At 74.7% G+C, this 23,097-nt stretch carries 21 protein-coding genes; 10 read left to right on the top strand and 11 right to left on the bottom strand.

Annotated elements, in window-relative coordinates; translation table 11 throughout:
* Positions 1 to 129: 129 nt before the first annotated feature.
* Complete coding sequence (locus IAG43_RS18120; protein ID WP_187741771.1) at positions 130 to 810, bottom strand: histidine phosphatase family protein; 681 nt, start codon at positions 808 to 810, stop codon at positions 130 to 132.
* Positions 807 to 2,123: a glutamate-1-semialdehyde 2,1-aminomutase gene (gene hemL / locus IAG43_RS18115; protein WP_187741770.1), complete on the bottom strand. Its 1,317-nt coding sequence runs from the start codon at positions 2,121 to 2,123 to the stop codon at positions 807 to 809. Before hemL ends, IAG43_RS18120 begins: the two co-directional genes overlap by 4 nt.
* Positions 2,124 to 2,239: 116 nt before the next feature.
* On the opposite strand from hemL, the gene IAG43_RS18110 reads away from it, so the two are divergent.
* Positions 2,240 to 2,794: a hypothetical protein gene (locus IAG43_RS18110; RefSeq protein WP_187741769.1), complete on the top strand. Its 555-nt coding sequence runs from the start codon at positions 2,240 to 2,242 to the stop codon at positions 2,792 to 2,794.
* A 508-nt stretch (positions 2,795 to 3,302) separates the two neighbouring features.
* On the opposite strand, the gene IAG43_RS18105 is transcribed toward IAG43_RS18110, so the two are convergent.
* Complete coding sequence (locus IAG43_RS18105; RefSeq protein ID WP_223005941.1) at positions 3,303 to 5,339, bottom strand: AfsR/SARP family transcriptional regulator; 2,037 nt, start codon at positions 5,337 to 5,339, stop codon at positions 3,303 to 3,305.
* Between the two features lie 156 nt (positions 5,340 to 5,495).
* On the opposite strand from IAG43_RS18105, the gene IAG43_RS18100 reads away from it, so the two are divergent.
* Positions 5,496 to 6,377, top strand: a complete 882-nt coding sequence (locus tag IAG43_RS18100) for an alpha/beta fold hydrolase (RefSeq protein WP_187741767.1) — start codon at positions 5,496 to 5,498, stop codon at positions 6,375 to 6,377.
* A gap of 84 nt (positions 6,378 to 6,461) precedes the next feature.
* On the opposite strand, the gene IAG43_RS18095 is transcribed toward IAG43_RS18100, so the two are convergent.
* Complete coding sequence (locus IAG43_RS18095) at positions 6,462 to 7,112, bottom strand: TetR/AcrR family transcriptional regulator (RefSeq protein WP_187741766.1); 651 nt, start codon at positions 7,110 to 7,112, stop codon at positions 6,462 to 6,464.
* 142 nt (positions 7,113 to 7,254) lie between these two features.
* Between IAG43_RS18095 and IAG43_RS18090 the strand changes: the two genes are divergently transcribed.
* Both IAG43_RS18090 and IAG43_RS18085 read left to right on the top strand, forming a co-directional pair.
* Positions 7,255 to 8,046: an SDR family NAD(P)-dependent oxidoreductase gene (locus tag IAG43_RS18090; RefSeq protein WP_187741765.1), complete on the top strand. Its 792-nt coding sequence runs from the start codon at positions 7,255 to 7,257 to the stop codon at positions 8,044 to 8,046.
* Between the two features lie 79 nt (positions 8,047 to 8,125).
* Positions 8,126 to 8,569, top strand: coding sequence for a nitroreductase/quinone reductase family protein (locus IAG43_RS18085; protein WP_187741764.1), 444 nt, complete (start codon positions 8,126 to 8,128; stop codon positions 8,567 to 8,569).
* A gap of 36 nt (positions 8,570 to 8,605) precedes the next feature.
* Here the strand turns inward: IAG43_RS18085 and IAG43_RS18080 are convergent, their stop codons facing one another.
* The 4 genes from IAG43_RS18080 to IAG43_RS18065 form a co-directional block, all read right to left on the bottom strand.
* On the bottom strand, positions 8,606 to 9,481 hold the full coding sequence (locus tag IAG43_RS18080; RefSeq protein WP_187741763.1) for a glycosyltransferase family 2 protein: 876 nt from the start codon (positions 9,479 to 9,481) through the stop codon (positions 8,606 to 8,608).
* A 214-nt stretch (positions 9,482 to 9,695) separates the two neighbouring features.
* Positions 9,696 to 10,424, bottom strand: a complete 729-nt coding sequence (locus IAG43_RS18075) for a L,D-transpeptidase family protein (RefSeq protein WP_187741762.1) — start codon at positions 10,422 to 10,424, stop codon at positions 9,696 to 9,698.
* A gap of 91 nt (positions 10,425 to 10,515) precedes the next feature.
* Positions 10,516 to 13,062 carry a SpaA isopeptide-forming pilin-related protein gene (locus IAG43_RS18070; protein WP_187741761.1) on the bottom strand — a complete coding sequence of 849 codons (2,547 nt, stop codon included), beginning with the start codon at positions 13,060 to 13,062 and terminating at the stop codon, positions 10,516 to 10,518.
* A 502-nt stretch (positions 13,063 to 13,564) separates the two neighbouring features.
* On the bottom strand, positions 13,565 to 14,173 hold the full coding sequence (locus tag IAG43_RS18065) for a TIGR03086 family metal-binding protein (RefSeq protein ID WP_187741760.1): 609 nt from the start codon (positions 14,171 to 14,173) through the stop codon (positions 13,565 to 13,567).
* A 72-nt stretch (positions 14,174 to 14,245) separates the two neighbouring features.
* On the opposite strand from IAG43_RS18065, the gene IAG43_RS18060 reads away from it, so the two are divergent.
* The 3 genes from IAG43_RS18060 to IAG43_RS18050 all read left to right on the top strand — a co-directional run bounded on the left by IAG43_RS18060 (position 14,246) and on the right by IAG43_RS18050 (position 17,117).
* Positions 14,246 to 15,193 (top strand): helix-turn-helix domain-containing protein, encoded by a 948-nt coding sequence (locus IAG43_RS18060; RefSeq protein ID WP_187741759.1) that lies wholly within the window; start codon positions 14,246 to 14,248, stop codon positions 15,191 to 15,193.
* A gap of 224 nt (positions 15,194 to 15,417) precedes the next feature.
* Positions 15,418 to 16,173, top strand: coding sequence for a phosphodiesterase (locus tag IAG43_RS18055; protein ID WP_187741758.1), 756 nt, complete (start codon positions 15,418 to 15,420; stop codon positions 16,171 to 16,173).
* Between the two features lie 164 nt (positions 16,174 to 16,337).
* Positions 16,338 to 17,117 (top strand): Mut7-C RNAse domain-containing protein, encoded by a 780-nt coding sequence (locus IAG43_RS18050; protein ID WP_187741757.1) that lies wholly within the window; start codon positions 16,338 to 16,340, stop codon positions 17,115 to 17,117.
* Between the two features lie 246 nt (positions 17,118 to 17,363).
* On the opposite strand, the gene IAG43_RS18045 is transcribed toward IAG43_RS18050, so the two are convergent.
* Positions 17,364 to 17,939, bottom strand: a complete 576-nt coding sequence (locus tag IAG43_RS18045; protein ID WP_187741756.1) for a TetR/AcrR family transcriptional regulator — start codon at positions 17,937 to 17,939, stop codon at positions 17,364 to 17,366.
* Between the two features lie 149 nt (positions 17,940 to 18,088).
* On the opposite strand from IAG43_RS18045, the gene IAG43_RS18040 reads away from it, so the two are divergent.
* Positions 18,089 to 19,615 carry an FAD-dependent monooxygenase gene (locus IAG43_RS18040; RefSeq protein ID WP_187741755.1) on the top strand — a complete coding sequence of 509 codons (1,527 nt, stop codon included), beginning with the start codon at positions 18,089 to 18,091 and terminating at the stop codon, positions 19,613 to 19,615.
* A 95-nt stretch (positions 19,616 to 19,710) separates the two neighbouring features.
* Here IAG43_RS18040 and IAG43_RS18035 read toward each other — a convergent pair whose 3' ends face one another.
* Positions 19,711 to 20,304 (bottom strand): hypothetical protein, encoded by a 594-nt coding sequence (locus IAG43_RS18035; protein ID WP_246574411.1) that lies wholly within the window; start codon positions 20,302 to 20,304, stop codon positions 19,711 to 19,713.
* Between the two features lie 162 nt (positions 20,305 to 20,466).
* On the opposite strand from IAG43_RS18035, the gene IAG43_RS18030 reads away from it, so the two are divergent.
* Positions 20,467 to 21,231 (top strand): SDR family NAD(P)-dependent oxidoreductase, encoded by a 765-nt coding sequence (locus IAG43_RS18030; RefSeq protein WP_187741754.1) that lies wholly within the window; start codon positions 20,467 to 20,469, stop codon positions 21,229 to 21,231.
* On the top strand, positions 21,231 to 21,854 hold the full coding sequence (locus tag IAG43_RS18025; RefSeq protein WP_187741753.1) for a GNAT family N-acetyltransferase: 624 nt from the start codon (positions 21,231 to 21,233) through the stop codon (positions 21,852 to 21,854). Before IAG43_RS18030 ends, IAG43_RS18025 begins: the two co-directional genes overlap by 1 nt.
* Positions 21,855 to 21,858: 4 nt before the next feature.
* Here the strand turns inward: IAG43_RS18025 and IAG43_RS18020 are convergent, their stop codons facing one another.
* Positions 21,859 to 23,052 carry an RtcB family protein gene (locus IAG43_RS18020; RefSeq protein WP_187741752.1) on the bottom strand — a complete coding sequence of 398 codons (1,194 nt, stop codon included), beginning with the start codon at positions 23,050 to 23,052 and terminating at the stop codon, positions 21,859 to 21,861.
* Between the last annotated feature and the right edge of the window lie 45 nt (positions 23,053 to 23,097).

Here is a 23,097-nt window from a genome sequence, read left to right as displayed (position 1 = left end):
CCGCGGACCCTCCCGCGACAAGCCTGCGCGAGGGTCCCGGCGGGAGCGTCCTCGCGGAACGGTCGTCGCGGAACGGTCGTCGCAGGGCAATCCCTGCGGGACGGTCATCGCGGAAGCGTGAGACGGTCCTCAGGCGCCGAATGCCTTCGACTTCCCCTTCACCGGCTTCGCACCGGCGAGCAGATGCGCGGGAACGAGATCGCGGGCCGGTTCGGAGTAGCCGACCGAGACGATCCTGTCGCCCTGGTACGTGAACGACGTCAGCGAGGCCAGCGTGCACTGCCGGCGGCGCGGGTCGTGCCACAGGCGGCGCTTCTCCACGAAGCTGCGCACGATCCAGATCGGCAGCTGGTGGCTGACGCACACCGCCTCGTGGCCGCGCGCCGCGTCCTTCGCCGCGTCGAGCGCGCCCATCATCCGCACGACCTGCTCGATGTACGGCTCGCCCCACGACGGGCGGAACGGGTTCGTCAGGTGCTTCCAGTTCTCCGGCCGTCGCAGCGCGCCGTCGCCGACGCCGAACGTCTTGCCCTCGAAGACGTTGCCCGCCTCGATCAGCCGCTCGTCGGTGGCGAGGCCCAGACCGTGCGTCTTGGCGACCGGCTGCGCCGTCTCCTGCGCCCGCTCCAGGGGGGAGGCCACGACATGGGTGACGTCCCGCCCCGCCAGGTGCTCGGCGACCCGGTCGGCCATCTGCCGTCCCAGCTCGGAGAGGTGGTAGCCCGCCCGGCGTCCGTAGAGCACGCCGTCCGGGTTGTGCACCTCGCCGTGGCGCATCAGGTGCACGACGGTGATGTCGTCCGCGCTCATGCCGTGGCCTCCGCGGCTGCCCGGGCGGCGGCCGGCAGGGCCGCGGCGATCCGCTCCACGGCGCGCTCGTCGTGCGCGGTGGAGACGAACCAGGACTCGAAGGCGGACGGCGGCAGGTAGACCCCGTCGGCGAGCATCGAGTGGAAGAACGCGTTGAAGCGGAACGCCTCCTGGCGCTTGGCGCCCTCGTAGTCGCGCACCTCGTCGGCGGTGAAGAACACCGAGAACATGTTGCTCGCCGACTGGAGCCGGTGCGCCACGCCCTCCTTGGCGAGGGCGCCGGTCACCAGGGCCTGGATCTCCCGGGAGACGGCGTTCACCGCGGTGTAGGCGGCGTCGTCGAGGAGGCGCAGCTGCGCGAGGCCGGCGGCGGTCGCGACCGGGTTCCCGGAGAGCGTGCCGGCCTGGTAGACGGGGCCGGCGGGGGCGAGGTGGCCCATCACGTCGGCACGGCCGCCGAAGGCCGCCGCGGGGAAGCCGCCGCCCATGACCTTGCCGAAGGTCATCAGGTCGGGGACCACGCCGTCGACGCCGAACCAGCCGGCGCGCGAGGTGCGGAAGCCGGTCATGACCTCGTCCGAGATGTACAGCGCGCCGTCACCGGCGCAGAGGTCCTTCAGACCCTGGTTGAAGCCCGGCAGCGGCGGGACGACGCCCATGTTGCCGGGCGACGCCTCGGTGATCACACAGGCGATCTCGCCCGGGTGCGCCGCGAAGGCGGCCCGGACGGCCTCCAGGTCGTTGTACGGCAGCACGATCGTGTCGCCGGCCTGGGCCCCGGTGACACCGGGGGTGTCCGGCAGCGCGAAGGTGGCGAGCCCCGACCCGGCGGCGGCCAGCAGGGCGTCCACGTGCCCGTGGTAGCAGCCGGCGAACTTGACCACCTTGGCGCGGCCGGTGAATCCGCGGGCCAGCCGGATCGCGGACATCGTCGCCTCGGTGCCGCTGGAGACCAGCCGCACCTGCTCGACGGGTGCCACCCGGGCCACGATCTCCTCGGCGAGCGCGACCTCGCCCTCGCCCGGCGTGCCGAACGAGGTGCCGCGGGCGACCGCCGCCTGCACCGCCCCGACGACCTCGGGGTGGGAGTGCCCGAGGATCATCGGACCCCACGAGCAGACCAGGTCGACGTACTCGCGGCCGTCGGCGTCGGTCAGGTACGGGCCGGTGCCGGACACCATGAACCGGGGCGTACCGCCCACGGCACGGAAAGCACGGACGGGAGAGTTCACGCCGCCGGGCGTCACGAGGGACGCGCGGTCGAAAAGCGTCTGCGAAACTGGGGCGTCATAGGGAAAGCTCACGGAAACCATGGTCTCAGAGGCCCGGGCGATCTTGCGGACAGGTGTTTCACCGCACGTTCGTGGGGGAGGTCACTGTCACGATGATCTGGTTGCGCGGCGGGGGCTGCGAGTGGTCGGGTGGAGATATGCATCGCGGTGGCGGACTGGGCGAGGGGACCGACGACCTGGGTCCTGAGCCTGCCCGGCGGGGAAAGCACCGGCGAGGCGAAGCACATGAGCCCTTGGGAGGCAGGAGCGGCCGGTTGGGGGTGACGTACAAGTACTTCGGCGCGCCCGACGGCGCGACGGCCGCCCGCGTGCCCATCTCGATGCGTCCCGAGGAGCTGGGCGGCGACGAGCTCGGCATGGGCGGCATGTTCACCAAGATCAAGCCCGAGACCATAGCCGCGATGGTGCTGACCGGCATCCAGGGCATGCCCCTGCACAAGGTGCCGCCGCTGGAACTCGTGGTCCTGCACCCGGACTACGCGGTGGTCAAGCTGCCGATGACCGCGGTCGACCCGCTGCGCGACATCGGCGAGGAGTCGGTCGGCGCGGCGGCGTTCATCTGGTCGACGGTCCCGGACCGCGGCGGCCCGCGGGACGCGTTCAACGTCTACCAACTGCTCCACGAATGGCAAGATTTCAGCCATCGTCTGCACGAGGCGGGACATCAGCCGTACTGCCTGGTGTGGCCCTGACCGAGGCCGCACCGGCAACGGCGGGAGGAGGGCGGGCCCATGGGCCCGCCCTTCGCCGTACGCGGGCGGCGAAGGGGCGCCGACGGCGCAGGACCGGTCCCGGCGCGGGCGTCCGGCGTCGCGTCCCGTGCAGGTCGCCGCGCCGGGTTCGGGGCGCCCGGGGCCGTCGGCGGCGGGGCGCCGCAGGCCCCTCGCCCCCCGCACGGGCCGCGGTCGCCCCGGACGGTCCCCGCGGACCGCTTCACGCCGCCCGCGCGGTGCCCGGAGCGCCCGGCGCCCGCCGCGTGCACGCCGTCAGCGTCGCCCGGCCACGCGCCGCGCGGCGCGATCACGTCGCCCCGCGGTCGGACCGGCCCGCGTGCCGCGCGCCCGCGATCGGACGGCCCCGCGGTCGAGCCGGCCCGCGCCCGGGATCACGTCACCCCGCGCCGCGGTCGAGCCGCCCACGATCAGGCCCCCCGGCGTGCCCCCGTGCCCCCGCCCGCGATCAGACATCCCCGCGGTCGGATCACCCCGCCCCGCGCAGTGCCGCGTCGGCCGCCCGGAGGTGGCGGTCCACCGGGCCGAAGGAGACCAGGCCGCTCCCCGCGCCCGCCCACTCGCCCGACGCGCGGGCGATCTCGTCCCGGGCCCGGCGCAGGAGCCGGTGCTCCCCGACCGCTCCGGCGGCGCGGGCGAGGACGCACCACAGCGCCTCCTGGAGCAGGTCGTGCGGCGGCCGCGGCACGGTGGCGAGCGCGCCGCGCGCCTCGCCGGTACGCCCTTCCCCGGCCAGGAGCAGCGGCCGCAGCCAGGGCTCGTACGGACCCGGGTCGATCCCGTCGAACGCGCCGGGAGCGGGCAGGCCGTCACCGCGCAGCACGGGGACGAGGGCGACCAGCGCCGGGGCGCCGTGGGCGAGTCCGGGCATACCGGACTCCGCGGTCGCGCGGAGCACCTCCCGGTACAGCGGCTCGGCCCGGCCCCAGCCGTCCGTCTCGCAGACCCGCAGCGCGCGGTACCAGGAGGTGAACACGCCTGCCAGGGGCCGTTCGTGACGGCTCGCCAGCCGGTCGGCGGCGTCGGCCTCGGCGTCGGCGCCCGCCGTGTCGCCCAGGGCGGCGAGCGCCTGCATGCGCACCAGCCGGCCCAGCACCTCGTGGTTCGGCATGCCGTGGGTGACCGACAAGGCGGTCAGTTCGGCGCCGGTGTCCGCCCGGCGGGACGCGAGGCCGCAGCGTTCGAAGGACTGCATGAACGTGCCGTTGAGGGCGAACGCCAACAGCCCGGGGTCGCCCAGTTCGCGGGCGATCCCGACGGCCTCGTCCGCCGCCCCGGCCGCCCGCCGCCGCCAGGGCTCGACGGCGGGGGCGTCCGCTGCCCGCGGCAGCCGCCCGTCCGCCGCGGCGTCGCCCCGCGACTCCACGGCGACGACGGCCAGCAGCCGGGCCCGGACCGGGCGCGAGGCGTCCGGCCCGAGCGCCGCCGCCGCACGCACAGCCGCCCGGACCAGGGCGCCGGCGCCCGCCGGATCGTCCGCACGCGTCCACACGGCGGGCACGTCGTAGGAGCCGATCACCCGCGCCGCCAGGTCGGCGTCCCCCGTCGCCTCGGCCGCGGCGACCACGTCCGTCCGCTGCGCGCGGGCCTCCTCCAGGCCGTCCGCCCCGGCCAGCGCCAGGTCGCGCAGCAGCCCCGCCGTGGCGTGCAGCCGCAGCCGGGCCCGGCCGGGCACCGAGCGTTCCCACGCGGCCGCGGCCCGCCCCCAGACCCCGTCGGCGAGCCCGGCACCCGCCTCGTCCCCCGTGCCGGGCGCGTCCGGGCCGCGCAGGATGCGTTCCTGCGTCCGCGCCAGCGCGGGGCCCGGGTCCATCCCGAGCTGCCCGGCCAGCGTGTCCCGGGCACGTCGCAGCGCCTCCAGCGCGTCCCCGCGCCGGCCCGAGCGGTCCAGGGCGGTGGCCAGCAGCACCCAGCCGTCCTCGCGCCAGGGATGCGCGGCCACATGGGCCTCCAGGTCCGGCACCGCGTCCCGGGCGGCGCCGGTGGCCACCAGCGCGTCGGCGCGGCGTTCGACCGCCTGGAGGCGCAGCGCCTCCAGACGCGCCCGCTCCGCGGCGGTCCACCGCGCCGCGGGGAAGTCGGCCAGCACCGGCCCCCGCCACCAGGCGAGCGCCTCGTCCCAGATCGCGACCGCGGAGTGCGGCGGCGCCGCGGCGGCCCGGGCGGCCGCGTCCTCGAAGCACCACGCGTCCACCGCGTCCCGGGCGGCGTGGAGCACGTACCCGGGCCCCTGCGTCACCAGCACCCGCGGGGGCCGGTGCGGCGGACGGTCCGGTTCCAGGACCCTGCGCAGGGCGGCGACGAAGGTGCGCACGGCGCCCACCGAACCGGCCGCCGGCTCGTCCTCCCAGAGGTCGGCGACGAGCCGGTCGACGGGCACCACCCGGTTCCGGGCGATCAGCAGCCGGCCGAGCACCTCGCGGTGGCGGGGCGCGCCGAGGGCGACCGGCTCACCGCGCCGGTCCCAGGCGGCCACCGGCCCCAGCAGTCCGAACTGCACACCCACCGCACGGCCCTCCCGCGCTCCGCGCCGTCGCGGGCCCGCACGTGCGCTCATCGATCGCTGATCCGGGGCCCGCAGTGTGGACGACGTCCCCGAGACCCGGGGCCGGACACCGGCACCGGAGACGTCTCCACCCTGCCACGAGCACCAGGAGCTGCTGTGACATCCCTGAGCATCCCCGGCTTCACCCCGCACCGCGTGCGCGTCGACGACGGCGTGTCCCTGCACGCCGCCGTCGGCGGCGCCGGCCGCCCCGTCGTGCTGCTGCACGGCTTCCCGCAGACCCATCTGATGTGGCGGCACGTCGCCGCCGACCTCGCGGCCGACCGCACGGTCATCTGCCCCGACCTGCGCGGCTACGGGGAGAGCGACAAGCCCGCCGAGACCGGGCCCGACGTGTACTCCAAGCGGACCATGGCGCGGGACGTCGTCCGCCTCGCCGCCGAGCTCGGACACGACGGCTTCGACCTGGTCGGCCACGACCGGGGAGCGCTGGTCGCGTTCCGGGCGGCCATGGACCACCCCGGGGCGGTGCGGCGGGTCGCGATGCTGGACGTGCTGCCGACGCTCGACATGTGGGACTCGCTGCGGGGCCTGTCCGCCGCGGTCGGCTTCCACCTCTACCTCATGGCGCAGGAGCCCGGGCTGCCGGAGGCGATGATCGGGGCGAGCCCCGACGCCTTCTTCGGCCACTTCCTCGACGCCTGGGCGTCGGGCCCCGCCGCGATGCCGGACGAGGTCCGCCGCCGCTACCTGGACGCCTGCGCCGCCGCCGTCCCCTCGATCGTGGCCGACTACCGCGCGTCCGCGGGCATCGACGTCGACCACGACGCCGCCGACCGCGACGCCGGCAACCGGATTTCGGTGCCCGTCACCGTGCTCCAGCAGGACTGGGGGGCCGCGCTGGGCTACCACGCGGAGGGCCTGTGGAGTGCGTGGGCGCCGGATCTGCGGCACCGCACCGTCGGGTGCGGGCACTTCATGGCGGAGGAGGACCCCGCGCTGATCGCCGCGGAGATCCGCGCCCTCGCCGACCGCTGAGCGGGCCGCCGCCGCCGTGCCCCGGGACCCTCCGCTCCCCGGGGGCACGGGCCCGGGGAGCGGAGGGTCCCGGGCGGGGTGTCGTCAGGACGCCGCGTCAGGCCGTCCCGCCGGCGTCGCGTACCGGGCCAGCATCATCAGCACGGCCTCGTCCACGACGTGGTCCGTCACCGGCTGGTCGGGGGCCCAGTGCGCCAGCAGCATCCGGGGCCAGAAGACGTAGTTGGAGATCATCCCGAGGAACTGCGTGGCGGCGAGGTCGGCGTCGTCCAGCGCGACCGTGCCGGCGGCGCGCTCCGCCTCCAGATAGCGCCGCACCGAGGCGAAGTAGGGCATCTTCCCGCGGTTGAACTGGGTTTCCGCCAGCTCCGGGAAACGGTGCAGCTCGGCGATGACGATGCGGAACAGGTCGGCCATCCCGGGGCGGGTCAGCAGCGCGGCGTAGCGCCGGCCGATGGCGGTGAGGCCCGCGCGCGGATCACCGGCCGCCGGGTGGGCCGCCTCGTCCTCCTCCCCGGACCGCCACGAGGCGGTGACGATCGCGTCGAACAGCGCCGCCTTGGTCGGGAACTGCTTGAACAGCGTCGCCTTCGACACACCGGCCGCCTCGGCGATCTTGGCGAGGGAGGTCCGGTCGTAGCCGGAATCGAGGAACAGGCGGGTGGCGGCCGCCAGGATCGCCGCCCGCTTCTGCCCGGCGACGCGCTGGTGGTAGGCCGAGGGCTCAGTGGTCATACCGACATCCTACGGGCGAGGTGACCCACTTGACTCACCACCCGGTCCGCTCGTAGCGTTCGAGGCGAGGCGAGTCACTTGACTCACCACGTCACCTCGCCTCGATCCCCATCACGAACCACCGTCACGGAAGGCCCGCACCATGGGACGCTTCGACAACCAGACCGTTCTCGTCACCGGCGGCACCGGCGGACAGGGGGCGAGCCATGTGCGCGCCTACCACGCCGAGGGCGCCCGGGTGGTGATCGCCGACATCGCCGAGGACCGCGGCTCGGCCCTCGCCGCCGAGCTCGGCGACCGCGCCCTGTACGTCCGGCTCGACGTCACCGACGAGCAGTCCTGGCAGCAGGCCCTCGCCCGTGCGGAGGAGCACTTCGGCCCGCTGTCCGTCCTGGTCAACAACGCCGGCGTGCAGAATCCCCCGGCACCCGTGGAGGCCACCGAGCAGCGGGTCTGGAACCGCATCCTGGGCATCAACCTCACCGGGACGTTCCTCGGCATCAAGACCGCGGCGCCCTCGCTGCGGCGGGCCGGCGGCGGCGTGATCGTCAACATCGCCTCCACCTCCGGCATCGGCGGCACCGCGCACTACGCCCCGTACGTGACCAGCAAGTGGGGGGTGCGCGGCCTGACGAAGACCGCGGCCCTGGAACTGGGACGCGACGGCATCCGCGTCAACGCCATCCACCCGGGTGTCGTCGCCACCCCCTTCATCACCGAGCCCGCCGCCGGGAGCGAGGCCCCCATCTCGGACTTCTACTCCCCCGAGCCGTTCGCGATCCCGCGGCTCGGCGAGCCCGCCGACATCACCCGTGCGCTGCTGTACCTCAGCTCGTCCGAGGCGTCCTTCGTCACCGGCGCGGAGTTCGTCGTCGACGGCGGCCTGCTGCTCGGCCCCGCACTGCAGCACGACACGCACGAGACGGCTGCCTGACCACCCCGCCGCGGCGCGGGCAGGACGTCTCCGGCGCCTGCCCGCCCTCCGGCCCGCCCTCACGCGAAAGGACCCGCTCATGGACGCAGCGATCCGCGCAGCGATCGAGATCACCCCGGCCGCCGGCACCCGGGAGAGGATCGTCGACATCACCACGACGGGCCGCCGCAGCGGCGTGCCCCGGCGCATCGAGATCTTCTTCTACCGGGCTCTCGGCGCCACCTACCTGTGCAGCGGCACGTCGGGCCGGCCCACCGACTGGTACGCCAACCTGCTGGCCCGGCCTGCGTTCACGTTCCACCTCAAGCACGGGGTGCGGGCGGACCTGGCGGCGACGGCCGCCCCGGTGACCGATCCGGAGGAACGCCGCCGGGTCCTCGCCGCGGTCGTCGCCGACCTCAACCAGCCGCACAATCCCGGCACGATCGTGCAGCCCACCCGCCTGGAGGACTGGCTGGACAGCCGGCTCGCCCGCATCACGTTCGCCGAGGACCCGGACCCGGACCCGGGGGCCGGGCGCTGAGGGGCGAGGCTCGGCGAGGAACGGGGTCGCAGGGGGTCAGACCACCGGCGGCCGGCCCAGGCGCGCCATCAGCCACACGGTGCTCCACCGCATCGGCCGGCGCTCGCCGCAGGGCGTGCGGACGCCCTCGGCGAAGCCGCCGAACCAGGCGCGCAGTCCCGAGCCCGACCGGGTGCGGGCCAGCGTCAGGGCGGTCCAGGAACCGAGGTAGAGCGGCACGAGCAGCGCCGGGAGGTTCCGCTTGGCGAGCCAGACGCGGTTGCGCGCCGTCATCCGGTAGTACACGCCGTGCCGGGTGGGCGCGGTCCGCGGATGCTGGAGCACCAGCTCGGGGGCGTAGAGGATCTTCCAGCCGTCGTCCAGCGCCCGCCAGGCGAGGTCCGTCTCCTCGTGGGTGAAGAAGAAGTCGTCCGGCCAGCCGCCGACACGTTCCAGCATCGGCATCGACAGCGCGTGCCCGCCGCCGAGGAACGTGGTGACCTGGCCGCCCCGCATCGGATCGGTCCGGCCGATCCGCGGGACGTGCCGGCGCTGGGTGAAGCCGGTCTCGTCGGCGATGCGGAAGCTGACGATGCCGAGCCGGGGGTCGGCCTCGTACATCGCCGAGAGGCGGCTGAAGACGTCGGGCTCGATCAGGAGCCCGTCGTCGTCGAGGTCGACCAGGATGTCGATGTCCCCGAACTCGCGCAGCCGCTCCATGGCGACGTTGCGCCCGCCGGCCACGCCCAGGTTCTCCGGCAGCTCCACTCCGGTGACACCGGCGGGCAGTTCGGGGAGCGCGGCGCCGTTGGAGACGACGACGATCCGGGTGGCGGGCAGGTCCTGCGCGGCCACCGAGTCGAGCAGGGCCCGCAGTTCGGCCGGACGGGTGCCCATCGTCAGTACGGCCACACCCACACGCGCTCGGGACACGTCCACATCTCCATCTGTTGCCGGTCGTGACCCGCGAGCTTAACGGGGTCGGTCGGGCAGATGTACGGAGGAGGTCCGCGGGGAGGCGGGGATCACGCCGGGCGGGCGGCGCCGGGCGCACGGCGTGAGGGGCGTCACGCCGGGCGGCCGGGACCGGCGCGCTCTCCGCACCCGGGGTGGCGGCCGTCCGGCACCCCGGTGGCGGCGTCCGGGATCAGTCCGCGGTGGCGGCGCGGTCCGGGGCGGCGGACCGGTCCGCGGTGCCCGGCTTCACGCCCCACACGTAGACGCTGTCGTCGACGTCGAGCAGGTCCCAGAGCGCGGAGGCGTCGTCCAGGGAGAGGTTCACACAGCCCGCCGAGCCTCCTCCGTCGTACAGGTCGCCGGGCCGCCCGTGGAGGGCCTGGCCGCCGTCGAAGAACTGCGCGTACGGCATCGGCGCGTCGTCGTAGAGGGTGGAGACGTGGTCGCGGCTGCGCCAGTAGATCTCGTGCATGCCGGGGCGGGTCTCCTGCGCGTCCCGGCCGGTGCGGATGGGCACGGGCCCGAAGTCCACGGCGTCCCCGGTCTGCACCCACAGCAGCTGGCGGTCCATGTCGACGCAGGTCACACGGTATGTGCGGACCGGGCAACGCCCCTCGGCGTTCGGGTCGGGCGCCGCCTCGACGGCGACCATCGTGCGGTACGTGGCCAGGTCGGCGTAGCCGTCGCGGCGCGGGGTGCCGTGCTCCGTCTGGAAGGCGCGCACCGCCTGGCAGTCCGCCTCGGACTGGCGGCCGTCCACGGTCAGCCCCAGATGGCTCTCCATCTGCCGCTGGTACGGGCCGGTGGCGGCGGTGCACGGGGTGTCGCCGGCCGGAGCCGCCGCGGCCGGAGCCGGAGCGAACGCGCAGACGAGCACGGCGAGGGCTGCCGGGACTCCGGCGGAACGGACGGGGTTCATGCGGGTCCTCCAGGGTGCGCGGGCTGGTCCCGAGTGGAACAGCGCACCCGCCCGGCCGACCACCGCTGGTCGGCCGGGCGGGTGACCCGCGTCAGACGCGCGAGGCGCCGCGGGCGCGGTCCGCGTCCGCCGTGCAGCCCTTGCCCTCGCAGGGCTTGCAGTCCTTGCCCTTGCAGGGTTCGCCGCGCTCGTTGTCGAGCTCGACGGTGACGCCCCGGCCGCTGTTCTCCTCGGTCACCTCGTACGGCCCGGTGACCGGGTTGTCCGGCAGGACGTAGCCCTCGGGCACCGCGGTCTCGACGAGGTAGTACTCACCGAGCGGCAGGTCGTCGAAGACGCACCGGCCCGCGGTGTCGGTGGCGCATCCCGCGTCGGCGCGGGTGTCGGGGTCGGTGCCGGTCCGCTGCAGTCCGTCGACGCCGTTCGTCTCGCGCCACAGCTCGAAGACCGCCCCGGCCAGCAGAGCGCCGTTCTTGGCGTCCGACTTCACCAGGGTGAGCGATCCCGTGGCCGGGGGCTCGGGGGTGCGGGTGTTCTCGGCCTCGACCTGGACACCGGCGGAGGCGTTCTCGGCGGTCAGGACCAGCGGGCCGAAGACGTTCGGGTCCGGCAGCCGGTAGCCGTCGGGCGCGTCGGTCTCCCGCCAGTAGAACGTGCCCGCCAGGACCAGCCGGGAGCAGACACCGGAGGCGGGCGTGGTGCAGGTCGTGACCATGGTGTCCGGGTCCGTGCCGGTCGTCTGGAGGCCCGTGACGCCGTTGGTCTCGCGCCACAGCTCGAACTCGGCGCCCGCCAGCGGCTCACCCGACTCGGCGTCCGTCTTCACCACGCGCACCTGGCCCACCACCGAGGGCTGGGGCAGCTCCGTGTTCTCGGCCTCGACCTGCACACCGGCGGAGGCGTTCTCCGCGGTCAGGACCAGCGGGCCGAAGACGTTCGGGTTCGGCAGCCGGTAGCCGTCGGGGGCCTCGGTCTCCCGCCAGTAGTACGTCCCCGTCGTCGTGGTGGACGAGCACAGGCCCGAAGCGGGCGTGGTGCAGGTGGTCACCATGGTGTCCGGGTCCGTGCCGGTCGTCTGGAGGCCCGCGACATCGTTCGTCTCGCGCCACAGCTCGAACTCGGCGCCCGCCAGCGGCTCACCCGACTCGGCGTCCGTCTTCAGCACCCGCACCTGACCCGTCGTGGGCGGCTGCGGCGACCGGCTGTTGACCGCTTCGACCTGGACACCGCTGTCCGCGTTGTCGCTGTCGAGCTCCAGCGGGCCGAAGACGTTCGGGTCCGGCAGCTGGTAGCCGTCGGGGGCCTCGGTCTCCCGCCAGTAGTACGTCCCCGTCGTCGTGGTGGACGAGCACAGGCCCGAAGCGGGCGTCGTGCACTCGGTGACGAGCGTGTCGGGGGTGGCCCCGCCGGTCTGCAGGCCCGCGACGCCGTTCGTCTCGCGCCACAGCTCGAACTCGGCGCCCGCCAGCGGCTCACCCGTCTCCGCGTCGGTCTTCACCACCCGCACCTGGCCCGTCGTGGGCGGCGGGGTGCCGCAGTCGGGGAGGTCGCCGTCGAACGGGTAGGCGTGGAACTCCTGCCCGCCCCCGCCGCCGGCCGAACTGGTGTGGGTGAGCGAACCGGTCGTGAAGAAGCGTCCGTTGATCCCCGGGAGGCTCACCGTGGTCTGCGAGGACTGCTCGCCCATGAGGAAGCTGCCCTGGAACTGGCCGGTGCCCGTCAGAGCGATGTCCGTGGCGTCGGGGTAGTTCCACAGCAGCCGCTCGCGGTAGGCGTTGAGCGGGTCGGTGGCGTCGTCGATGCCGCCGCTGTACGTGTTCAGGACCCGGTCCGCGCCGAAGACGTTGACGAGCACGGTCGCGTCGTCCGGGATCCCGGCGAAGACGATGCCCTGCTGTCCGCCGCCTGCCGCCACCATGTCGAAGTCGACGTTGAAGACCTGGAGGGCGGACGTCCCGTCACCCGTGAAGAGGGTCTGGAAGCCCTGGTTGACCGCGGTGCCGGTCGGCGTGCGCGGCTGTCCGTCCACCCGCGCGTAGCACTGGCTGGCCGCTGTGAGCTCGTCGCGCAGTCCGGCGTAGGGGTCGACGGCGTCCGGGTCGGGATCGGGCTCACCGGTGATCGTTCCGCTGAGGGTGCCCGCGTAGCGGACGATCCCGCGCTCCTCGACCAGACCGCCGGTGGTGTCCAGCGTCTCGCCCGCCGCGATGGTGACGTCGCCGCCCGTCGTGAGGAAGGGCGTGTCGACGGACGGGGGCACACGGGACCCGACTCCGGCGATGCCGAGGTTGTAGTTGGCGCCGCCCGCCGGGTCCTTGTCCTGGTCGAAGGTGTCGAGCACGACGACGCGGCCCTCGGCCTCCGCGGCACGGCCGCGCACGAGGAAGTCCTCGCCCACGAAGATGTTGACGCCGTCGTCCCGGCCCGCGAACGCACCGTTGCCGATCCCGGGGAACAGGTCGGGGCAGGCGCCCGGCACGCAGGGACCGAGTCCTCCGGGCAGCGGTGCGGCCTGGGCCGTGGCGGCGCCGGGGCCGATCGTGAGCACGGGCACCACGGTGGCCAGCACGGCGCACGCGGCACCGGTGGACAGGGCGCGCGTGCGCAGCGCGGCGAGGCGTCTGGAGAGGGAGTTCATACGACGATGCTCGGAAAGGCGCGGAGCCTGCCGGGCCGTGACACGGGCCGGTTGGTCCGTACGGCCGCGATCCCACCCGATCGGGGCATACGCTGCGGTTCCGCGCCTCGGCCGGCGTCCCGGCCCGCCCTGCCGGCCGCCCTCCCGGCGGCCCGCCCGGCCGCTTGCCCGGTGGCCCTGCCGACCGCTCTGCCGACCGCTCTTCCGGCCCCCCGCCCCGGCCGCCTCCCAGCCCTCCCGGCCCTCCCGGCGCACCGCCCTCGCCGCCGGGCGCGCCGCGGGACTGGCTCGCGCCGTGCGGGCCCTGCTCGCGCCGTACGCGCCGCGGCCCCGTCCGCACCGTGCACGCCGCGGCCCGGCCCGTCCCCGACCGGCGCCGTGACCCGGCCCGCACCCGTCGGGCGACCCGGGCGGGGCGGCGATGGCCGGCGAGGCCGGCCCGGTCACCGCGTCGCCGCGCCCCTCGGCTGCCGCGCCGCGCCGGACCCCGGCGTCGCGGTCGTCACCCGCCGGCCGCGGGGCGTTCCGGTGCGGGACGGGTCCACCGCGGGTCCCGCCCGGTGAGGGCCAGCAGCCGGTCGAAGTCGGAGGGAGGCGTGTCCCCGGCCGGAAGCTCCCGCTCCGTACCGAACACCCCCATCGTCCGTGCCGTCGGTGCGAGTTCCCCGAACGCGGCCCGCACCTCGGTCACGGTGCCCGGGTCCGGGGCGTACTCCTGGCCCGTGGCGCGTGCCAGGTCCCAGGCATGGACGACGAGGTCTCCCAGGGCCATCCGCCCCACCAGGGCGGCAGGCATGCTCATGGCGCCGGTCTCGCCCTCGTCCGCGCCAGGTACGGCCCAGGCCTCGGCCAGGGCGCGGGTCTGCGCGGCGAACTCGGTCCGCCAGTCGCCGTGGCCGGCGAAACGCGCCCCGTCCCCGAAGTCGGAGTCCTCCTTGGCCGCCAGGCGCTGGAAGTTGACCACGACCTGGAAGAGGTGGTCGACCAAGGCGCGCACGTCGTACTCGGCACACGGCGTCGGGCCCGCCAGCTGGTCGTCGGTGATGCCGCACACGACCGGAACCGTCCGTCCTGCGGCCCTTTCGAGCAGGTCACTCAGGGTGTTCGTCATGGGTCGACCGTAGGCATCCGGCGTCCGGCCCGTCTTGAAGAAACGCGACACGCGCGGGCATAGGATCGGGACATGGCAGCGCCGCGGCGGGACACGCGAGGCATCGTCGAGGCGCGGGAGCTGTTCTCCCGCGTGGCGTTCCGCCGCCGCGAACCCACCCCGGAACTGCGCCCCTTCGTGGAGCACTACTGGCTCGTCGACTGGGACCTGCCCGAGCCGTACGCCACCCATGTGGTGCCGCACCCCTCGGTGAACATGGTCTTCCAGCACTACGGCGACGCGGAGCCCTGGGGAGAGGTCGCGGGCATCGGCCTGAAGCTGTTCACGCAGAAGCTGACGGGACGCGGCCGGGTGTGCGGCGTCCAGTTCCGGCCGGGCGGCTTCCGCCCGTTCGCTCCCGGCCGGCCGGTGTCGCAGTGGACGGGCCGGCGGGTGCCGCTGGGCGGGACGCGCTCCGGTGCGGTACCGGCGGGAACGACCGGCGCGGGAAGCACCGGGACGCGGACCACCGGCGCGGGAAGCACCGGAACGCGGACCACCGGCGCGGGAACGAACGGCGCGGAGCCCCCGCCCTCGCCCCTGACGGAGCCGGCGGACGGAGTCCGGGCCGTCGTCGGGCCTGAGGACGAGAACGCGCGGGTCGCCGCGCTGGACGCGTATCTGCTCGGCCTCGGGCCGCACCCCTCGGCCGTCGATCGCGCCCTGCGGGCCGTCGCCGTGGTCGACCGCGCCCGCACGGACCGGTCGATCCGGCGGGTGGCCGAACTGGCCTCGGCCGAGGGAGTGTCGGCGCGCTCGCTGCAACGCCTGTTCGCGGACGAGGTGGGCGTCGGCCCCAAGTGGGTCATCCTGCGCTACCGGATCCACGAGGCGCTGGAGCGCGCGGAGTCGGGCGGGGAACCCGACTGGGCCTCGCTCGCCGGTGAGCTCGGCTACAGCGATCAGGCCCATCTGGTCAGGGACTTCACCGCGACCGTAGGGGTACCGCCCACCGCCTACGCCCGGCCCGCCGCCGGTTGAGGGCCCGGCCCTGCACGCCCGGCCACTGCGCCGCTGCACCCCCGGCCCTCCTGCGCCCTCGCCTCCCTGCATATCCCTGCCTCCCTGCGCCAACTGCCTCCCACCGCCTTTCTTTCTCCGCGCCCCTGCCTCCCCCGGGGCCTTGGCTCGGCCGCCGTCCCGTGATCAACTGGATCAACTAATGGAACAGAGCACTCGAACCATTAACCACGGAAGGGCCACTCATGCTCCTCGCCCACATCAGCGATCTGCACCTGGACGGCGACGCCCGTGCCACCGACCGCGCCGCCCGCACCGTGGCGTACCTCAACTCCCTCACCCGGCAGCCCGACGCCGTTCTGGTGACCGGCGACATAGCCGACCACGGCGCACCCGAGGAGTACGCGCTCGCGGCGGATCTGCTTTCCCGGCTGTCCTCCCCCTACGTCACGTGTCCCGGCAATCACGACGACCGCACCGCCTACCGCGAGGTCCTCCTCGGCGAGGCCCCCGGGACGGCATCCGGGGAGAACCCGGTGAACCGGCTCCACCTCGTCGGCGGCCGCGCACTCCTGATGTGCGACTCGACGATTCCGGGCGAGGACGCGGGGCTGCTCGGCGACGAGACCCTGGACTGGCTGGCGAGCACTCTCGACGGCTTGGGCGACACCCCGGCGCTGCCGGCCTTCCACCACCCGCCCGCAGTGATCCACCACCCCTACCTGGACTCGACCAACCTCACCGACGCGGACCGCCTGGCCGAGGTGCTGGAGGGCAGGACGAACGTCCCGGCCGTCCTCACCGGGCACGCCCACACCCCGGCGGCCACCACCTTCGCCGGGCGCCCGCTGCTCATCGCGCCCGGTGTCGTCTCGACGGTGCGCCTGCCGTGGGAACCCGGCGACACGCTCACCGACCGCGAGGCGCCTCCGGCCGTCGCCTTCCACATACTCGACGGACAGGACTCCCGGGTCATGACGCACTTCCGCTTCGTCCCGTGACCGGCACGGGGCCGGAGACGACGACCCGGTGCCCGCCCCCGGAACGGTGCACGGCGACCAGCGGGGCACGCGGGACGACGGCCGTGCCGCCGGGCCGCCCGCGACCCGTGGGGCGCCCCGCAATCCGGTGGCCGGAGCCGCGCGCCCGGTGACATGCTGACGCCGTGAACGGACCGGAGATCTCCTTCAGCGCCGCCCCCGCACTGCACCTGTTCATCCCCGCGGACCGCCGCCGCGGACCCAGCACCGTGGTGACGGACGGCTCGTCGACGCTGGGCCACGTCGTCGAGTCCCTGGGCATCCCGCTGACGGAGGCGGGCAGCCTGCTGGTCGACGGCTCCCCGGTGCCGGTCTCCCACGTCCCGCTCGCGGGCGAACACGTGGAGGTGCTGGCCGTGGAACGTCCCCAGCAGGTGCCCGGCGCCCCGCTGCGCTTCCTCCTCGACGTCCACCTCGGCACACTCGCCCGCCGCCTGCGCCTGCTCGGCGTGGACGCCGCGTACGAGAACGAGGACATCGGCGACCCCGCTCTCGCCGCCCTCTCCGCGAAGGAGCGGCGAGTGCTGCTCTCGCGCGACCGGGGGCTGCTGCGCCGCCGCGAGATCTGGGCCGGCGCCTACGTCTACAGCGACCGGCCCGACGAGCAGCTCACCGACGTGCTGGAGCGCTTCGCTCCGGCGCTGGTGCCCTGGAGCAGGTGCACCGCGTGCAACGGCCCGCTGCGGGAGGCCGACAAGGACTCCGTGCAGGGCGTGCTCGAACAGGGGACGCAGCGCTCGTACGACGTCTTCGCCCAGTGCACGGCGTGCGACCGCGTCTACTGGCGGGGCGCCCACCATGCCCGCCTGGAGGCGATCGTCGAGTCGGCGCTCCTGACGGCAGCCTCAGCCGGCCCGGACGACTCCCCGGCCGGAGCCGGCCCGGGCCCCGGGACCGCTCCCTGACGGGGCGCCCCCGTCCACCTCCACCCCGCAGGACTCCCCCGCGGCCACCCGCCGCCGGTCGACCCCGCGTCCACCGGCCCGCCCTGCCGCGAACGCCCGCCCCCGCGCGTCCCGTCGCGCCCGCCGCGCACCGGCCTCCCTCGCGCCCCTTGCCCCCGTGCCCGCCCGCCCGCGCCCCGGACGCCCGCTCCCCCGCCTCGCCCGGGACCTCCCGGAGCCACGCCCGCCCCGGGAAGCCGCAGCGCCTCAGGGGGCGTCCGCCGTGAGATAGCGCTGCACGGTGGGGGCCAGCCAGCGGACGACCTCCTCCCTTTCCATGTCCACGGCGGGCGGCAGACACAGCACGTAGCGGGCCATCGCCATGCCGAGAATCTGCGAGGCGACGAGCGCGGCACGCCGCGGGGCGTCCGCCGGGTCGGGCGAGAGGCCGGCGGCGACCGGCCCCAACTGGTCCCGGAAGATCGACCGCGCGCGCTCCGCCGCCACGGGGTTGGTCATCGCCGCCCGCAGGAGGGCGGTCAGCACCTCGTCCTGCTCCCACCGGTCGAGGAAGTGGGAGACCAGCGCCGCCCCCGCGTGCTTCCCCGGCAGCGCACCGGCCCCGGGCAGCCGCAGGTCGAACTCGGAGGCCGCGGCGAACAGGCCCTCCTTGTTGCCGTAGTACCGCATGACCATCGAGGGGTCGATGCCCGCGTCACGCGCTATGGCGCGGATCGTCGCCCGCTCGTACCCGTCCGCGGCGAAGCGCTCGCGCGCGGCTTCCAGGATCGCCGCCCTGGTGGCATCGGAGCGGCGGGGGCCGCCGGCTGCTTCCGTCGTCATGCCAACAACTGTAGGCCAACAACCGTTGACAGCGCCAGACCGCCAGCCCTACATTTGCCAACAAGCGTTGACCAACAGATGTTGGCCAACAAGCGTTGACCGATGCGGGTGCCCCTCCGACCCACGTCGCCGACTTTCGGGAGGCAGTCATGAACGGCATCACCGGGTCAGGCACCAACAGCGCGGCGGACGGCCGGGGTTCCGCGGGCACACCGGGCGACGGCACCCTCCGCACGGATGTGGTCGTCGTCGGCGCGGGGCCCACCGGGCTGCTGCTCGCCGGAGACCTGGCCGAGGCCGGCGTCGCCGTCACGCTCGTCGAGCGCCGGCCCGCCGGCAGGAGCAACCTCACCCGGGCCTTCGGCGTGCACGCCCGCACACTGGAGGCACTCGACGCCCGGGGTCTCGCCGACGAACTCGTCGCCACGGGCACCCGGCTGACCACACTCAGCCTCTTCCGCCGCCTCGCCCTGGACCTCACCGCGCTGCCCTCCCGGTTCCCCTTCCTGCTGATCACTCCGCAGTACGAGGTGGAGCGCCTCCTGGAGCGCCGGGCCCGCGCGGCCGGCGTCGACTTCCGCCACGGCACCGAGCTGACGGGCCTCGTCCAGCACCCCGCCGCATCCGGCCAGGGGGCCGGCACCCCCGGCCACCCCACCGTCCATGCCGAGCTGCGCGCCTCCGACGGCACCCGCACCACCCTCCGGGCCCGCTTCCTCGTCGGCGCCGACGGCCACCGCAGCCCCGTCCGCCAGTCCCTCGGGCTGCCCTTCCCCGGCGCCTCCGTCATCAACTCCATCGTCCTCGCGGACGTACGCCTCGCCGAGGAGCCCGATCAACTCCTCACGGTCAACGGCGCGAACGACACCTTCGCCTTCATGGCCCCGTTCGGCGACGGCTGGTACCGCGTCATGGGCTGGGACCGCACCCGCCAGGCCGACGACAGCGAGCCGGTCGACCTCGACGAGGTCCGCGACATCGCCCGCCGCGCGCTGGGCAGCGACTTCGGCATGCACGACGCCCGCTGGATCTCCCGCTTCCACAGCGACGAACGCCAGGCGCCGGCCTACCGCGTGGGCCAGGTCTTCCTCGCGGGCGACGCCGCCCACGTCCACTCCCCCGCGGGCGGCCAGGGCATGAACACCGGCCTCCAGGACGCCGCCAACCTCTCGTGGAAGCTGGCCGCCGTCATACGCGGCCAGGCGCCCGACCCCGAAGCCCTGCTCGACTCCTACGAGTCGGAGCGCCACCCGGTGGGGCGCACGGTGCTGCGCAGCAGCGGCGCGATCGTGCGCCTGGCCATGGCGCACACCCCGCTCCAGCGCGCGGCACGCTCACTGGCGGCCCGGTTCCTGAACACGGTCCGCCCCGCCGCCTCCCGGGCGATGGGCATGATCTCCGGCGTCTGCATCGCCTACCGCGCACCGCGCGGCGCACACCCCCTCACCGGGCGGCGCGCCCCCGACCTGAAGCTGGCCGAAGGCCGGCTCTACGAACTGCTGCGCAGGGGCGGGTTCGTGCTCGTCGAGGCGTCCGACGGCGGCACCGCCACGCCGCCGCCCGCCGCCGGCCCCGTCGTACGGGCCCGCTGGGCCGACGGCCGGCGCCACCCGGCGCTGCTGGTCCGGCCCGACGGATACATCGCCTGGGCCGCCGGGCGCGGCGGGTCGCTGTGACCGCCGCCGCCCCGCCCCCCGGCTCCACCACCCGAGCCGCCCCGGCCGGCGCCGCCGCGGAGCCCGGCCTCACCGGGCCCGCCGGGGCAGCCCGCTCAGTAGGCGTAGGGGTCCCCGGTCGCCGGCACCAGCACACGATGTTCACTGTTGGCCGGATTGCGGTCGGTGGCCCCACCGCTCCAGGCCGTGGCCACCGTCACCACCGCCTCGGACGGGCTGTCGCCCAGCTCCAGCCCCAGCGTCACCCGGCGGCCCACACCGTCCGGGCTCAGGGGACCCGTCCCGCACAGCACCACCCGCTCGGCGGCCCGCAGACACCGTCCCGGCAGGCGGAGTTCACCGGTCGGCCGGTGCGACAGCTCCAGCCGGACGGTGGCCTCGGCGAGCGCGGCCGGCCCGTGGTTGCGGCTCATCACGGTGACGACGAGCCGCCCGTCCGCGAGCGACACGTGCCCGTGGTGGGACAGGTCCGCCTCCGGCGCCACGGCCGCCGCGCCCGAAGCCTCCCCGGCGGGCACGGCGGCGGCCCGGCCGGCCGCCCGCACCCCGCCGGCAGGGTCCGCGGAGCCGTCGCGCTCCCCGCCGCCCGCCCCCGCGTCCGCCCCCGAGGCGACCACCAGCACCACTGCCGCCACCACGGACGCAGCCGCGGCGGGCAGCATCCCGCGCACCACCTTCTTCGCAAGCATGGCCAGAAGATACCGATATGACCGCCCTGTTCCCTGTCGGGCGCACTTCCCGGCGCGCCCCGCCCGGCTCCGGCCCGAGGCCCGCGCGCTCCGCCCCGCAATCGGCCGTCCCCCAGGCCGCCCTATCCTGATCGCAGTCCGACCACACGTGCGAGGAGCCCTATGACCACCGCCGGAACGCCCGTCGCCGTCGTCACCGGAGCCAGCAGCGGCATCGGCGCGGCCACCGCCCGGCGCCTGTCCGCCGCCGGATACCACGTCGTGCTCACCGCCCGGCGCAAGGACCGCATCGAGGCCGTCGCCGCCGGGATCACCGCGGCCGGCCACCAGGCCACCGCCCAGGCGCTCGACGTCACGGACCGGGCGGCGGTCGACGCCTTCGCCGCCTCGCTGAGCCGCTGCGACGTCCTCGTCAACAACGCGGGCGGAGCCCTCGGCGCCGACCCCGTCGCCACCGGCGACCCCGCCGACTGGCGGACGATGTACGAGGTCAACGTCATCGGGACGCTCCACGTCACCCAGGCCCTGCTCCCGGCGCTCACCGACAGCGGCGACGGCACCGTCGTCGTGCTGTCCTCCACCGCGGGCCTGTCCACCTACGAGGGCGGCGGCGGCTACGTGGCGGCGAAGCACGGCGAGCACGTGCTCGCCGAGACCCTGCGCCTGGAGATCGTCGGCACTCCCGTCCGGGTGATCGAGGTGGCCCCCGGCATGGTGAAGACCGACGAGTTCGCCACCACCCGCTTCCGCGGCGACACCGACAAGGCGGCGAAGGTGTACGCCGGCGTGGCCGAGCCCCTCACCGCCGACGACGTGGCAGACACCATCACCTGGGCGGTCACCCGGCCCCCGCACGTCAACATCGACCTTCTCGTGGTCCGCCCGCGGGCGCAGGCGTCCAACTCCAAGGTCCACCGGGAGCTGTGATGGCGACCACCGCGGGCGCCACCGTCCGGCGGCTGACCGCCGACGCCCTCCCCGCCGCGGCCGGCGGCCTCGGCGCCCTCCTTGCGGACGCCGTCGACGACGGGGCGTCCGTCGGGTTCCTCGCCCCGCTCACCGCCGAACGGGCGGCGGCATGGTGGTCCGGACTCGCTCCCGCCCTCGCCGACGGGACGGTCACGGTGTGGACCGCCCACCTCGGCGAACGCCTCGTCGGCACCGTGCAGCTGCGGTCCGGGACCTCCTCCAACGGAACCCACCGCGCGGAGGTGGCCAAGCTGCTCGTCCACCGTGACGCCCGGGGACGCGGCACGGCCCGCATGCTGCTGGCCGCGGCCGAGGACTTCGCGCACGACGCGGGCCGCACACTGCTGATGCTCGACACCCAGTCGGGCAGCGCCGCCGAGCGGCTGTACCGCTCGGCGGGCTGGACGCCGGTGGGCAGCGTTCCCGGCTACGCGGCGGACCCCTCCGGAGTCCTGCGTCCGACGACGTTCTTCCACAAGACCCTGAGCGGCCCCGCCCGGCAGGCCCGGCCGGCACCCCACGGCGCCGGCCGCGCACCCGCTCCCCCGCTTCCCGCTCCCCCCGGGGGTCGGCCCGCGTGAGAGGTCAGCCCTTCACGCACACCAGCTGCTTCAGCTTCGCGACCACCTCGACGAGGTCGCGCTGCTGGTCGATCACCTGCTCGATGGGCTTGTAGGCGCCCGGGATCTCGTCCACCACGCCCGAGTCCTTGCGGCACTCGACCCCGCGGGTCTGCTCCTCGAGGTCCCTCGTCGTGAAGCGCCGCTTCGCCGCGTTCCGGCTCATCCGGCGGCCGGCGCCGTGGGACGCGGAGTTGAAGGACGCCGCGTTCCCGAGGCCCTTCACGATGTACGAGCCCGTCCCCATGGACCCCGGGATGATGCCGTAGTCGCCGGAGCCGGCCCGGATCGCGCCCTTGCGCGTGACCAGCAGGTCCATGCCGTCGTACCGCTCCTCCGCCACGTAGTTGTGGTGGCAGGAGATCACGGGGTCGAAGGTGACCCTGGCCTTGCGGAACTCCTTGCGCACGACCTCCTGGAACAGCCCCATCATCACGGCGCGGTTGTACTTCGCGTACTCCTGCGCCCAGAAGAGGTCGTTGCGGTAGGCGGCCATCTGCGGCGTCTCGGCGACGAAGACGGCGAGGTCCCGGTCGACGAGGCCCTGGTTGTGCGGGAGTTTCTGCGCGACGCCGATGTGGTGCTCCGCCAGCTCCTTGCCGATGTTGCGCGACCCGGAGTGCAGCATCAGCCAGACGGCGCCCGTCTCGTCGAGGCAGAACTCGATGAAGTGGTTGCCGCTGCCGAGCGAGCCCATCTGCTGCATCGCCCGCTCGCGGCGGAACTTGACGGCGTCGGCCACGTGGTCGAACCGGCTCCAGAAGTCGTCCCAGCCACCCGTGGTCAGCCCGAAGACCCGGCCCGGGTCGACCGCTTCCCGGTGCATCCCGCGTCCGACCGGAATGGCCTGCTCGATCCGGGACCGCAGGCGCGACAGGTCGCCGGGCAGGTCACCCGCGGTCAGCGACGTCCTGACGGCCGACATCCCGCAGCCGATGTCGACGCCGACGGCCGCGGGGCAGACCGCCCCGTGCATCGCGATCACCGACCCGACCGTGGCGCCCTTGCCGTAGTGGACGTCCGGCATGACGGCGAGGCCCTTGATCCAGGGCAGCGTCGCCACGTTGCGCAGCTGCTGCATGGCCCCGTCCTCGACCGACCCGGGGTCGGTCCACATCCGGATCGGCACCTTCGCACCCGGCATCTCTACATACGACATGACTCCTCGATTCCCCCGATGACAGCGAAAACGCAAATACCCGGC

Origin of the sequence: Streptomyces genisteinicus, assembly GCF_014489615.1 — a bacterium.
Classification (GTDB): domain Bacteria; phylum Actinomycetota; class Actinomycetes; order Streptomycetales; family Streptomycetaceae; genus Streptomyces; species Streptomyces genisteinicus.
This window is presented reverse-complemented; position numbering and strand designations above follow the sequence as displayed.